This is a genomic window from Nitrospirota bacterium (assembly GCA_030684575.1).
Taxonomy (GTDB): domain Bacteria; phylum Nitrospirota; class Nitrospiria; order Nitrospirales; family Nitrospiraceae; genus Palsa-1315.
The window spans coordinates 1-12630 of sequence record JAUXVD010000008.1; the positions used below are offsets into that span (position 1 = coordinate 1).

General features: G+C 58.4%; 12 protein-coding genes. 6 read left to right on the forward strand and 6 right to left on the reverse strand.

Annotation, left to right across the window (positions count from 1 at the left end):
* Positions 1 to 1278: nitrate oxidoreductase subunit beta (locus tag Q8N00_03075; GenBank protein MDP2381767.1), on the forward strand; the 1278-nt coding region annotated here is incomplete at its 5' end.
* Positions 1279 to 1360: 82 nt separating this feature from the next.
* The gene (locus Q8N00_03080) at positions 1361 to 2011 is read left to right on the forward strand and encodes a CHASE3 domain-containing protein (protein ID MDP2381768.1); all 651 of its coding nucleotides are present in this window, start codon (positions 1361 to 1363) and stop codon (positions 2009 to 2011) included.
* Positions 2012 to 2067: 56 nt separating this feature from the next.
* Here Q8N00_03080 and Q8N00_03085 read toward each other — a convergent pair whose 3' ends face one another.
* Together Q8N00_03085 and Q8N00_03090 are read right to left on the reverse strand one after the other, a co-directional pair.
* Positions 2068 to 2913: a uroporphyrinogen-III synthase gene (locus tag Q8N00_03085; GenBank protein MDP2381769.1), complete on the reverse strand. Its 846-nt coding sequence runs from the start codon at positions 2911 to 2913 to the stop codon at positions 2068 to 2070.
* An 8-nt stretch (positions 2914 to 2921) separates the two neighbouring features.
* Complete coding sequence (locus Q8N00_03090) at positions 2922 to 3767, reverse strand: formylglycine-generating enzyme family protein (GenBank protein MDP2381770.1); 846 nt, start codon at positions 3765 to 3767, stop codon at positions 2922 to 2924.
* Positions 3768 to 3925: 158 nt separating this feature from the next.
* Here Q8N00_03090 and Q8N00_03095 point away from each other — a divergent pair, with 158 nt between their 5' ends.
* The 3 genes from Q8N00_03095 to Q8N00_03105 all read left to right on the forward strand — a co-directional run bounded on the left by Q8N00_03095 (position 3926) and on the right by Q8N00_03105 (position 7129).
* Positions 3926 to 4369 carry a VOC family protein gene (locus Q8N00_03095; protein MDP2381771.1) on the forward strand — a complete coding sequence of 148 codons (444 nt, stop codon included), beginning with the start codon at positions 3926 to 3928 and terminating at the stop codon, positions 4367 to 4369.
* A gap of 73 nt (positions 4370 to 4442) precedes the next feature.
* The gene (locus tag Q8N00_03100; GenBank protein ID MDP2381772.1) at positions 4443 to 6080 is read left to right on the forward strand and encodes an MBL fold metallo-hydrolase; all 1638 of its coding nucleotides are present in this window, start codon (positions 4443 to 4445) and stop codon (positions 6078 to 6080) included.
* 17 nt (positions 6081 to 6097) lie between these two features.
* A complete protein-coding gene (locus Q8N00_03105) occupies positions 6098 to 7129 on the forward strand; it encodes an NAD-dependent epimerase (protein ID MDP2381773.1) in 1032 nt (343 codons plus the stop codon).
* Between the two features lie 59 nt (positions 7130 to 7188).
* Here the strand turns inward: Q8N00_03105 and Q8N00_03110 are convergent, their stop codons facing one another.
* Together Q8N00_03110 and Q8N00_03115 are read right to left on the reverse strand one after the other, a co-directional pair.
* Entirely contained in the window at positions 7189 to 7761 is a 573-nt protein-coding gene (locus Q8N00_03110; GenBank protein ID MDP2381774.1) for a hypothetical protein, read from the reverse strand.
* A 138-nt stretch (positions 7762 to 7899) separates the two neighbouring features.
* Positions 7900 to 8628: an HAD family phosphatase gene (locus Q8N00_03115; protein MDP2381775.1), complete on the reverse strand. Its 729-nt coding sequence runs from the start codon at positions 8626 to 8628 to the stop codon at positions 7900 to 7902.
* 200 nt (positions 8629 to 8828) lie between these two features.
* On the opposite strand from Q8N00_03115, the gene Q8N00_03120 reads away from it, so the two are divergent.
* Positions 8829 to 10835 (forward strand): cation:proton antiporter, encoded by a 2007-nt coding sequence (locus tag Q8N00_03120; protein ID MDP2381776.1) that lies wholly within the window; start codon positions 8829 to 8831, stop codon positions 10833 to 10835.
* Positions 10836 to 10839: 4 nt separating this feature from the next.
* Here Q8N00_03120 and Q8N00_03125 read toward each other — a convergent pair whose 3' ends face one another.
* Positions 10840 to 11520: a S16 family serine protease gene (locus Q8N00_03125; protein ID MDP2381777.1), complete on the reverse strand. Its 681-nt coding sequence runs from the start codon at positions 11518 to 11520 to the stop codon at positions 10840 to 10842.
* A gap of 14 nt (positions 11521 to 11534) precedes the next feature.
* Entirely contained in the window at positions 11535 to 12623 is a 1089-nt protein-coding gene (locus Q8N00_03130) for an aromatic ring-hydroxylating dioxygenase subunit alpha (GenBank protein MDP2381778.1), read from the reverse strand.
* Between the last annotated feature and the right edge of the window lie 7 nt (positions 12624 to 12630).

Consider the following 12630-nt stretch of genomic DNA (forward strand, 5'->3'; position numbering starts at 1 on the left):
TATAATTGGCAACTGGGACGGAAGATGCTGTATCCCTACGAGGAGCGGCATCCCAAGTGGCAGTTTGCCTTTGTGTTCAACATCAACCGGTGCTTGGCCTGTCAGACCTGTTCGATGGCAGACAAGTCCACCTGGCTCTTCTCGAAGGGGCAGGAATACATGTGGTGGAACAACGTGGAAACCAAGCCGTACGGCGGGTACCCCCAGTTCTACGATGTGAAGATCACCCAGCTCATCGAGCAGGTGAATCCGGGCGGCCAGGTGTGGAACGTCCGGGTCGGACGGAAGCACCATGCGCCGTACGGCGTGTTCGAAGGGATGACCATTTTCGACGCGGGCGCCAAAGTGGGCCAGGCGGCGATCGGGTACATTCCGACGGACCAAGAATGGCGGTTCGTGAACATCTATGAAGACACGGCGACCTCGATGCGCGCCCTCGTGGAAGGCATCGACAAAACCGGGTTCTCACGGGACGAACCGTGGAAGATGACGGGCAGCAGTCTGCCGGAGCATGAAACGTTCTTTTTCTATCTCCAGCGGATTTGCAACCACTGCACGTATCCGGGCTGCTTGGCCGCCTGCCCGCGGAAGGCGATCTACAAGCGACCCGAAGACGGGATCGTGTTGATCGACCAGAACCGGTGCCGTGGGTACAAGAAGTGCGTGGAGCAGTGCCCCTTTAAGAAGCCGATGTATCGGGGCACCACACGCGTGTCTGAAAAGTGCATCGCGTGTTATCCGCGCATCGAAGGGAAAGACCCGTTGACGGGCGGCGAGCCGATGGAAACGCGGTGTATGGCCGCCTGCGTCGGCAAGATCCGGATGCAGAGCCTGATGCGCATCGGCGACGACGGCCTGTGGGCGGAAGACCGCTGGCACCCGCTCTACTACGCGATTCGCGTGGAGCAGGTGGCGCTGCCGCTGTACCCACAGTGGGGCACCGAGCCCAACGGGTTCTACATCCCGCCGCGGCACAGCCCTCGTGGCTATGCGCGTCAGATGTTTGGCCCGGGCGTCGACAACGCCATCGAGAAGTATCTCGTGCCCAGCCGTGAGCTGTTGGCGGTCCTCCAGTTGTGGAGAGCCAGCCAGCAGATCATCTTCCGGTACGATGTCATTCCGGGTCCGAAAGTGTTTGAAACCCAGATCCACGGGAAGCGGTTCGAGATGTACAACGATACCGTGTTGGGCTTCAACAAGTCGGGCAAGGAAGTGGCGCGTATTCAGGTCGAAGAGCCGATCTACATTCGGCCGGCCGAGCGCGTCACCTGGTTGTAAGATCAATCGGTGCAGCGTGGGAGGGGGGAGTTCCCCCTCCCACGAGAGAGAAGAGACTGTCGGCGGCACCATGAACATGGATGTGAAACGTAAAATAACGGCGAGCCTCTCCGTGGTGATTCCGCTGTTGTGTATCCTGGCGATTCAGGCGAGCTGCCTAAGCTGGTGGCAGGCGATGCAAGATGATCGTGAAACATACACGCAGGTTAAAGAAGAACTGCTCCGGCTCGAGCGTCTCGTGCCGGCCGTGGATAACGGGTTTCGAGGCTATGTCCTGATGAAGGAATCGATGTTTTTAGATCCCATGGTTGCGGCTGAAGGGAAAATACCGAGGCTGTTGGATCGCCTGGACAGTATGACGGACCCCTGGCCAGATCTTCAGAGTCGTATCCGGGTGCTATCCGGACGGGTGAATGAGCTACTGCAGGTCAAGCGCCGGCTCACGAAGGAGTTTGCTCAGGGGAATGAAGCGGAGGTGCTCTCCTACATCAGGGGAAAGGAAGGGGTGGTATTAGCCAATACCATCGCCCTCGCGTTCGAAGATCTGGCCAACAGGGTGGATCAGCGTGAACGTGCACAGATGCGGGATCGGGCCCAAGCGAAAACGTGGACCCATGTGATGTTCGTCCTCACGACGCTCGGGACGCTCGGCTTAGGGATGGGCATGGGCCGGATCGTGAGGATCTCAAACCAGGCGACCTTCGTCTCCGGCGTCAGTGTCTACGAGAAATAAGCCTGCCTCGATCATCCTGCCGTATCGCCAGAGGGTAGTTAGCGGGCATTGCTCGTTCACGGCTTTCGTGGTCTGTCCTTCAGGAGGGATGAGGCCAGGCCGGCAGCTTCCTTGACGAGGATGCCCATCTTCGAATGTGAAGGCTCAAGGTCCACTGGCCAGCCATAATGGCGCAGGCGCTCGCTGGCGGTCGGCCCGATGGATGCCACCATCATTTTTTTGCAGGCCTCTTTGAACTGCGCTGTGGTGCCTTCCTGTTCGAGTAACTGCATGACATGATCGATCTGCGCGGCGTTGGTGATCAACATCACCTGAACGGTGCCTGCGATGATCTCGCCAAGTACCTGCTTCAACGGGCCTGTGTCTTCTGGCAGCGCCCAACGGTAGATAGGCACGGGAAAGACTTCTGCGCCGCGTTGTCTCAGGGCTTCCAAGAGTTCAGGATTGGGTATGCCATATTCTTGCACGGCGACACGAAGGCCTTTGACTGGACGGTACTCGTCGAGCGTGGAGACCACCTCGATCCATGTATTCGGTTCCGGCACGGTGAGAGCCGGCGTAAGGCCCAGGGTCTTGAGGGCCGCGACCGACTTGGGGCCACGAGCGACGAGGGCCGTGTGCGTGAGCCCCGCGATGATTGAGGCCATGGGATGGCACGAACGGAGAATGTCGAAGAGGGTTGTGGTGCCGATGCCCGTCATCAGGATGAGGATATCGACCGATCCATCGATCAATATTGCGCCGAACCGCAATGCCGCGAGGTTGTCCTGGATGGGAATTTCGTGGAGGGCAGGAGCCACGCGTGCATGCCCGCCATGATGCTCGATCAGCCGGGTCATCTCCCTGGCCATACGGCTTTCGAATGCTGCGACCGTCAGGCCAGAGAATCCCTGTCCGCTCATGGCGATCTCTATTGGACCGGTGGCGTGATGGCGCAGCGGAAACCCGTCGATTCGTTCCGAATCGTCAGATCGCTGTCCACGCGCGTGAAGATGCGGACCGTGGGAGTCTCATTTTGCCATCCGGCGCCCCGAATGACTTTCTTGATGCCGCTCTCAGGGCCTTGGGGATTCTTCGCCGGGCTCTTCTCGTAGTAACGAGCGTCGTACCAGTCGTTGACCCATTCCCAGACGTTGCCGGCCATATCGTAGGCGCCGAAGGGGCTCTTGCCCAATTCATAACTTCCCACGGGCATCAGCGTCTTTTCGCCGATCCACTTTTGATTGAAATTGAGATGTTTCACGGTGGGCTCGACATTCCCCCAGGGGAATCGTCGATCGGTCGTGCCCTTTGCCGCTTTTTCCCATTCGGCTTCGGTGGGGAGGCGTTTGCCGGCCCAGGCGCAATAGGCTTCCGCATCGAACCAATCCACATTGATCACGGGCCGGTCGGTCAGTGACTCAGCGATCGTGTTGCCTTGCCAGAGGTTGCGCGTCGGGTTCTTGGGATTTTGTGGAACACGATGGCCTGTGGCTTTGACGAATTCCAGATATCGACCGTTCGTCACTTCGAATTTGTCGATAAAAAAGATGTCCACAAACACGTCATGCCGTGGGTACTCGTCGCGTCCGCCATCCCGGTCTCCATGTGGGACTCCCATCGGAAAAGAGCCGGCCGGGACCACGACCATCGGTGCGCCGTCTTTACCCGTTGGCGGTGTGAGCAGCGCCTGAGGCGATTGGTCGGCTGCGAAGACCGGAGAGAGGGTGAGCAGCGTACCGAGTACAGTCGAAACAAGCCGTAGTGGGATAGACATCGTGGGGGACTCCTTATTCAAGATCTGAAGGAGCATCGTATCATAGCCGGGCGAGGAAGCGCAGCCGTCAGCTGTTCGAATTGTGTTCTCGTTCGTTGGGTTTTTCGTTGACGGAGGAGGAAGGGCTCCCTACTATACGGACAGGATTGAGGATGATTATGAGTGCTCCACTCCATCGAGGTTTGCGACATGTGGCGCTGCGCGTCACGAATCTCGTTCGTTCGCGCATGTTCTATGAACAGCTGCTGGGCATGAAGGTCGTATGGGAGCCGGATTCTGACAATGTGTATTTCAGCTCCGGTTCCGATAATTTTGCGCTGCACCAGATCCCGCCGTCGGAGCTAGCGGTCTATCAACCGGTGAAGGGGCAATTGTTGGATCACGTCGGCGTCATTCTTGAGAGCCCTGAGGCAGTCGATAGGATGTATCGAGACGTCGAGCCTCGTCTTACGAAACTAGGCGGGCAGGTCGAGAAGCTGCCGAAGCAACATCGCGACGGGAGTTATTCCTTTTACTTTTCCGACCCCGATGGGAACGTCATTCAAGCTCTGTTCGAGCCCACCATCAGCAAGCTTACATGGGAAGTGACGAGTGATCGGTGATGCGTGATCGGTTGAAAGACAGGCATCGGTCCGTTCCGCACCCATCACCCATCATTCTTCACACATCACGATCATGAAGATCTGGGACAGTCTGCCGAAACATCAGTATCTGAGTCTCGCGCCCTGGGCCTGGGTTCAACTCGAAAGCGCCGAGGCTCCGGGGCCCTTTCCCTTTGTTGCAGGGGTCGCGCCGGAAGTCGTCGCCAGTCTCCAAGAGGCCCATAGCCTCATGGCCAGCGCGATTGATACGGCGATCAGCGATGTATTTTCCAAGCGGGCTCCGGTCGACGACCCTGATCGCCAGCGACGATTGGAAGATGCCTATGCGGAGGCGATCCGCGCACGTCCCTATCTGCAGCAGCACATTCGCTGTGGACGGAAGCCGGATGGGACGTTTCAATGGGAGTTTCCGACCGACCCCTCCAAGTCCACCACGGTCACCAACGGTGGGCTCAGAATCTTCCACTCTGTGAAACGGCAAGCCATTCCGATCGGGTTCGACCAACGGCAGTTGGGGCCGGTGGTCGGCAAAGTTCTCGGGTTGTTGGACGGTACGCACCAGGCCGACGAAATACGAACGGTGGTGGCAACTTCGGGGCGAGACGGTGAACGCCTGCTCACACGATTGATCGAATCCCTTCACCAGCATGAATGTTTAGTCAGCTCGAACACCGCCTCTGTCAGATCCCGTTGGTTCGAGACGGTCCAGGATCAAGACATGGTCCATCTCGGTCATGCCGCGTTGCTGTACCGGCAACGGGAGCAGGCGCTGCTGTTCGATCCCTGGCTGCTTCCCTGGTTTGCGGAATCTTCTATCCCGTCGCTGTGGGGATCGCTCTTGCCCAAGCCGGCTGCGGTGTTCTTAACGCATGATCACGACGATCATGTGGATCCTCGTACGCTGTTGCACCTGCCTAAAGACACGCCCATCGTCGTACCGAGCCGAAGGAATCGGCGGATGTTCTCCTACGATTACCTGTCGCTCTTGCGAGAACTGGGATTCGGTCGCGTGATCGAACTGGCCCATGGAGAACGTTGGGACTTCGAAGGAGGGGCCGTCTACTCCGTACCGTTCTATGGCGAAGATCCCTGCGATCTTGAGATGCCGCGCAATTGTTATCTCATCGCCGATCGGGGCTATAACGTGCTCGTGCATGCGGACAGCGGGCCGACGAATAGCGGCAAGTCCGCCCTCAAGGATGGCGTGATCCAGTCACTCGTGCAGCAGCATGGCCCGATCCCATTGGTATTTGCGTCACAACAGCAGCTACTCGAAATCCGTGGCCATGCGGCTCATGCTGCCTTGTCGCATCCTGGGAAATGGCTCGATGTGGGAGAGAACGGCTATCTCACGAACGAATATCTTGCCGAGGTGTGCGCGGCGGCGCAGGCCAAACTCTTCGTGTCCTATGCCACCGGCGGCGCAGATTGGTACCCGGACCATCTCTCGTTCATGTTCAGCCAACGGAATCCCGCCCGTACCGCCCTGTTGACGGCCCATTGGGAACGGCCCGAAATGCTCAAAGATCTTCTTTCCACGTACGGATGCGGGTATCATCACGGCCATGCCTTGGATCTGTTCCGCCGCACGACCGAGGGGCAGGTGGAACCGATGAAGACCGGGGAGTCCTTGACGCCTCTGTCGCTCTACCGTCTCGACCATGGCGATCCGCCGTTTATGAATGCCAGCCGCACCACACCATCTCGATAACTCAAGAAGGACTCACTATGGCCACGCGCAAGACTCAGAAGGCTCCGATCCTCGTGACCGGTGCCGCCGGATTCATCGGCTTTCATACCGCCACCAGATTGCTGGAGCGAGGCGAGCAAGTGATCGGGCTCGACAACCTGAACGACTACTACGACGTGCGATTGAAAAAGGCGCGGCTCGCGAAGCTCAAGGCCTTCAAGTCGTTCTCGTTCACGAAGCTCGATCTGGCCAATCGGGCCGGCATGAAGAAGCTGTTTGCGAAGCAACCGATCCGGCGTGTGGTCCATCTGGCGGCGCAAGCCGGGGTGCGCTATTCATTGGTCAACCCGCATGCCTACACCGATAGTAATATCGAAGGGTTTTTGAACATTCTGGAAGGCTGCCGGCATACGAAGGTCGAGCATCTGGTTTATGCCTCGTCGAGTTCCGTCTATGGCGGCAATACCCAGATGCCGTTTTCGATTCACGATAACGTCGACCATCCGGTGTCCCTCTACGCGGCCAGCAAGAAGGCCAACGAACTGATGGCCCATTGTTACGCACATCTCTACCGGATGCCCTGTACGGGTCTGCGGTTTTTTACCGTCTATGGGCCCTGGGGAAGGCCTGACATGGCTCTCTTCATCTTTACGAAGGCGATTCTGGAGGGGAAGCCGATCGAGGTCTATAACCATGGAAAGATGCGCCGGGACTTTACCTATGTCGATGACATCGTCGAAGGCGTGATCAGAACCCTGGATCATACGGCGACGCCCAATCCTGCCTGGTCCGGAGACAAGCCCGATCCCGGAACCAGCTCAGCGCCGGCCCGGATCTACAATATCGGGAATCATCAGCCGGTTGAGCTGTTACAGTTTATCGAGGTGTTGGAGCAGGCGTTAGGCAAGAAGGCGGTGAAGAAACTTTTGCCGATTCAGCCGGGCGATGTGCCGGCAACCTATGCGGATGTCGAAGACCTGACGCGAGATGTTGGATTTGCTCCAGCGACGTCGATCGAGGACGGCATCGGGCGGTTCGTGAAGTGGTATCGGGAGTTCTACAAAAAGTAAGGGGCGCCAGCCCTTCAGATCAGCCGGCGCCCCTTAGGTCTCTCGCTCTCAGCTGACTGTTAGGGGCAGCCGATCGGCACAAATCCCTGCCCGAACATTTTCGATAACGTGACGTATCGCGCGTTGTCGTAGAAGGAATAACTCGCGCCCCGTTGATTCCTGCCTGAAAGATCTCCGCCATACGAGGGATCCGCCCCGTAGAAGAATCCGCCACGGGTTTTCTCCGCAAGATGGAGCCATTCCCCGTACTTTGCACAGACCTCAGCCTGAACTGCCCCCGTTGACGCGACGCTGGCATGCCAATCTTTGGCCCAATCGGGGACGGTCTGCCCTCCACCGTTCGTACCAGCCTGATTGTGGTCAGAGTACGGAGGGATATCGTAGTGAGGTGCCATTGCCACGGTCGGGCGATAGGTCGGCATGTCATCAAGGGAGGGTACGACGGAGAGAGGTTTGAGGGTCATCATGGTGCAGCCAGGAAGGTCCTTATTCGTGTAGAGGGTGCTCCCGTCTGCTTGAGTACATTGGCGCATCTGTAAGGGATCGGAGGCGATGGTGGCATCGGAGAATGCCGGCGTGGAAGTCAGGGTGAGGACCGCAGATGCGATCACGAACGCCTGGGCTAGTTGCATAGGGCACCTCCCCTGAGACGGTGGAACAGACAGGAATTGCATCTTCATTCACCTTTGTAAAATGATACTCACCGATGGTGACGGTACGTTAGTCCACCGGAGACAAAACCGTCTATTCATCTTTCGAGGGGGGTTCTGCTATCGACCTGACTGTTGGCGGAGCGGTGTTGGTGGCCGATTTGCCGAGATGAGACGGAGGACTGCTTCCGGGGTGACGCCCGCGAGGTTCGGCAGGATATAATCGGCTTCTCCCAATTTTTCAGCAGGATACGTCGTGGCGAGGGCGAGGACTGCCATTCCGGCTCCGTGAGCCGATTGAATGCCGGCCAGCGAGTCTTCGACGACCAGGCATTCCCCGGCTGTGATGAGGGGTGGGCGGGGTTCCTGGGCATTCACTAATTTGAGCGTGTGGCGATAGATTGCCGGGTCCGGTTTGCCGATCGCGCAGTCGTCTGCCGACACCACGACCGGGAAGTCGCGCGCAATGGCCGTGTCGCGCAGGGCATGGTCGATTTGCTGTCGTCTGCCTCCGGTGGCAATGGCTAATCGATACTGTGCTGTGGCTCGTTTCACAAACTCAACGACGCCGGGGAAGAGGGCTGGTTTGTGGCGGGAGGTGTATTCACGGAAGAGCGTCGCTTTGCGCTCCATGATGGCCGACAAGACATTCCGGTCACAGGTATGGTCGCGTACAGCGAGGAGCGCAGTGGCACAGGTCCGTTCATCCATACCCAGATAGGTGCCGTAGTATTCTTCTTTCGTGAGCGAGAGACCGGCCTCGGCCAATGCTTGCTGGAAACAATGCAGGTGCGGTGCCTCGTCGTCGGCGATGACGCCATTGAAGTCGAAAATGATTGCACGGATCATGTTGGGGCCTCGGCTCGTCGTTCAGTGCAGCCACTGTAGCGAAACCCATTTCATTGAACAAGCAGCTTTGCCTTGTTCCCGCATCGTGGCTAGGGTATTCTCCGGTCTGAGTTCGTGAAACGTGAGGCGTAAAACATGACGTGTTCGAAGAACCTCTCTTACCTAACATCCGCAGTCCTTACAGGTGATCAACTCCCTGTATGACCGACTACGGCGTGCTCGCAAATCTGCTCGTGATCTTTTCGGTGTCGATTGCCGTCGTCTTCGTCTTCCATCAGTTCAGGCTTCCCTCGATCGCGGGATTTTTGGTCGCAGGCGCCCTCATTGGCCCCCACGGGTTGAACCTGATCTCGGATATCGGCACGGTCCAGGTGCTGGCGGAGATCGGGGTCGTGCTGCTCCTCTTCACGATCGGCATCGAATTCTCGCTGGCGCAATTGGCCTCGTTGCGCCGCCTCATGTTTCTGGCCGCACCAATTCAGGTCGGCGGCGTGCTGGTGATTGCGTGGCTCGGGGCGATGCTTGTCGGACTGTCCTGGAGGCAGGGACTGTTCTGGGGATTTCTCTTCTCCCTGAGCAGCACGGCGATTGTGCTCAAGACCCTGGCCGAACGGGGAGACAGCGACTCGATCCATGGCCGGGCCACGATCGGGATTCTCGTTTTTCAGGACTTGGCCGTCGTTCCCATGATGCTCCTGACGCCGATTCTTGCCAGCCAATCGGACATAGGCGGGTTGGCGATTCTGCTCACCCTGGGGAAGTCGGTACTAGTCGTCATGCTCGTCATCGCCGCCGCCTGGTACCTGGTCCCTAAACTCTTAGAGCATATCGTCCGCAGCCGCAGTCGCGAGCTGTTCCTGTTGACGATCATCGTCCTCTGTCTCGGCATCGCCTGGCTCACCTCCCTCGGCGGGCTCTCGTTGGCGCTGGGCGCGTTCATTGCCGGAATGGTCATTTCCGAGTCGAAGTACAGCCATCAGGCCATGGCCGAAGTGCTGCCGTTCCGAGACAGTTTCAATAGCCTCTTTTTTGTGTCGATCGGCATCCTCATGGACTGGCGCGTGTTGTTCACGCACCCGTTGCCGGTGGCTGGGCTCCTGGTGACGATACTGTTGGTGAAGTTTGTCGCCGGGGCCGGAGCGGTGTTGTTGGCGGATGTCCCTCCACGTTCGGCGGTATTGGTTGGCGTCGCCCTGGCCCAGGTCGGAGAGTTTAGTTTCTTGTTGGCCCAGCAGGGGCAGGAGACCGGCTTTCTGCGTGGGGATCCCTATCAGATTTTTCTGGCGGTCTCGGTGCTCTCCATGATCGTGACGCCGTTTCTCATGCAGTGGTCGCCGCACCTGGCCCGGCGCGTGGAGGCATGGCAACGGCTTCATCATTGGCTGCCCAGTCGCACCACCGCCCACGTCATGCAGACCGAGAGTAAGCAGATCCGGATGAAGGACCACGTCATTATTGTGGGGTATGGGTTGAACGGAAGGAATCTCGCACGTGTCCTGAGCGAAACGGAGATCCCGTACCTGGCTTTGGATCTCAATGGCGATACCGTTACTCGCGAAGCGAAACATGGGGTGCCGGTCTACTACGGCGATGCCACGAACCCGAACGTCTTGCGGCATATGAAGATCGATGATGCCAAGGTGTTGGTGGTTGCCATCTCAGATCCCTTTGTCACCAGACGGACGGTGCAGGTTGCCAAAGGACTCAATCCGAAAGTGCATGTCGTCGTGCGAACTCGGTATCTGCGCGAACTTGAGGAACTGCACCAGCTCGGCGCGGATGATGTGGTACCGGAGGAGTTTGAAACCTCCATCGAAATTTTCGCCCTGGTGCTCCGTACCTATAAATTGCCGCAGGACTTTGTCATGCAGAAGGCCGAACAGGTTCGCCGTGAAGGCTATGCGTTACTTCGGCGCAGCGAGTTGCCCGAACTGGCGCATCATCTTCGTGGCGGGACCTTAACCGATGCGGAAGTCGAAACATGCCGTATCGAGGACGATTCGCCGGCGCGGGGGAAGACGCTAACGGAGATTTCTCTCCGTCCTCGAACGGGCGCGTCGGTCATCGCCTGGACCAGAGCGGGGGTGACGCAATCGAATCCATCGGAGAAGACTCGGCTGATGGCGGGCGATATTGTGGTGCTGCTCGGTTCGCGTGCCCAGATCAGGCAGGCGATGGGGCTCCTGGTGGAGACGGGTTCGAAGTGAGCCGTTACCGTCTTGCCGTCGTCATGAGCTGGTAGGCCTCCTCCAGCGTGGCCACTTCAAGGATCGTCACGTGCCATCTCGTTGCCAGCTGGGAGAGATCCCCGTCTGGTGAGTTGAGTTGCCCACGGGGGATGAGCAGGGTCTTAAACTGTGCGCGGGCTGCCGCTTCGATTTTGCTGGGAAGCGCACCGACCGCTTCGATCCGACCGTCCTGCATGATTTTTCCGGTCAGTGCGACGTCCGACGTGATTTCGTCGCCTCGCCAAGCCGCCACAATGCCCACCGCGACAGCGCTGCTTGCGCTGGCTCCCTCGGTCAACGAGTTGTATGACCGGTTCTTGATCGTGATCACCCATTCTCGTCCGTCCTCTCCCATGGCCTTCGTGGCAGCCGCGACTGCCTGCTTCACGCCTTCTTTCCAATCTTCGCTGACGGCTGAACCGCCACCGAGGTGAATTTCATTGAAGAGGATTGTCGGCCCCTCCCGTCGAGGGTCTTTGTCGAGTTGGAGCACGATGTAGTGGACCGTACCGGTCTGCCCATTGGCGAGCACGCCCAGGGCCGGCACCGTGGCAAAACGATGTTGATCGGCTGACCACAGGGGAACGGTTTGGGTGCAACACATGATGGTGGAGAGCAGGAGTATCAGCCGAAGTCTATGTCGAGTCGTGCCGTGGTCCGCCATGGAAGTGAGTAGGCTTAACTCCTCCAGCGTAGCGTGACTCGTTCTTTGAGCGGATGGTCGAGGGGCTGCCCTGTCTGCACCGATGCCAGATGTGCGGCCTTCAATTTGTAGTACCACTTGGCCGGCGTATCGGCATCGTCGATGAGCATCAAGGAGGGCTTGTAACGTAACCCCACCGCTTGGCGCTCCATCGCTTCTCGGTCCTGCGCCATGAAAATGTTGGCGAAGTAGCGAAAGATACTCTTGGAAAACGGCACCCAGCCGAGGCAGTTCCAGGCTGCAGTAAAATCGACGCGGCATTGCTGGTCCGTGATCGGCGTGACGGTGGCGCGGCTGGACACGAACAGCGATCCGGACTGGACGAACTCAAACCGCTGGTTGGGCAGCACAAAGTCGATGGTCGTCGTGAGCGGTCCGCCGTAAATCATGTTCAGGAGCTTATAGGGTCCGCTGTTCTTTGACGGCGCATGCGGCACCATGCGGAAGCCGTTGGGAATCGGTTCAAAGGCCTTGGCCTTTTCGTGCATGCTCGCCTGGGTGCGCCACCAGGAGCTCTGGTGCACAAAGGGGCCGTGAGCCGGGTCCATCAAGCCGACGATCCCGTCGTCGATGGTGCAATCCAGCAAGGTCGAGATGTGAGTCATCCGATAGGGGGATGAGGGCAGCGGCAGTGGCGGCACGTCCGGGACGATCTGATTCGGTCGTTGTGGGTCGGGAATGAACACCCACACATAGCCGTCCCGTTCACGGCAGGCATAGGTGGTGATGCCGATTTTATCCGGTTGAATGGGGGAGTTGTCGACGAGCGCGGGAATCCCCTGACAGCGGCCTGCCTGATTGAATTGCCAACCATGGTAGGCACATTCGACGCAGTCGCCGTTCATTTTCCCAAACGAGAGCGGCATGCCTCGATGGGGACAAATGTCGCGCATGGCTGCGACCGCACCCTGCGCCGTCTTGCAGACCAGGATGGGCAGACCTAAGAGGACAGTCCCTTTCAGGCTGTCGGGAGCGAGTTCACTGCTCAGGCAGGCGGGATACCAAAAACCGAGCAGTGGCGCGCTCTTGGATGGCTTAATTTCGGTAATGAAGTCGCTATTCATGGAAAAA

What these genes read in the sequence shown, in the direction of transcription:
- Q8N00_03085 (MDP2381769.1), bottom strand. Translation starts at nt 2,913, where the DNA reads ATGAGCGGACAGGGATTCTCTGGCCTGACGGTCGCAGCATTCGAAAGC.
- Q8N00_03090 (MDP2381770.1), bottom strand. Translation starts at nt 3,767, where the DNA reads ATGTCTATCCCACTACGGCTTGTTTCGACTGTACTCGGTACGCTGCTC.
- Q8N00_03095 (MDP2381771.1), top strand. Translation starts at nt 3,926, where the DNA reads ATGAGTGCTCCACTCCATCGAGGTTTGCGACATGTGGCGCTGCGCGTC.
- Q8N00_03100 (MDP2381772.1), top strand. Translation starts at nt 4,443, where the DNA reads ATGAAGATCTGGGACAGTCTGCCGAAACATCAGTATCTGAGTCTCGCG.
- Q8N00_03105 (MDP2381773.1), top strand. Translation starts at nt 6,098, where the DNA reads ATGGCCACGCGCAAGACTCAGAAGGCTCCGATCCTCGTGACCGGTGCC.
- Q8N00_03110 (MDP2381774.1), bottom strand. Translation starts at nt 7,761, where the DNA reads ATGCAACTAGCCCAGGCGTTCGTGATCGCATCTGCGGTCCTCACCCTG.
- Q8N00_03115 (MDP2381775.1), bottom strand. Translation starts at nt 8,628, where the DNA reads ATGATCCGTGCAATCATTTTCGACTTCAATGGCGTCATCGCCGACGAC.
- Q8N00_03120 (MDP2381776.1), top strand. Translation starts at nt 8,829, where the DNA reads ATGACCGACTACGGCGTGCTCGCAAATCTGCTCGTGATCTTTTCGGTG.
- Q8N00_03125 (MDP2381777.1), bottom strand. Translation starts at nt 11,520, where the DNA reads ATGGCGGACCACGGCACGACTCGACATAGACTTCGGCTGATACTCCTG.
- Q8N00_03130 (MDP2381778.1), bottom strand. Translation starts at nt 12,623, where the DNA reads ATGAATAGCGACTTCATTACCGAAATTAAGCCATCCAAGAGCGCGCCA.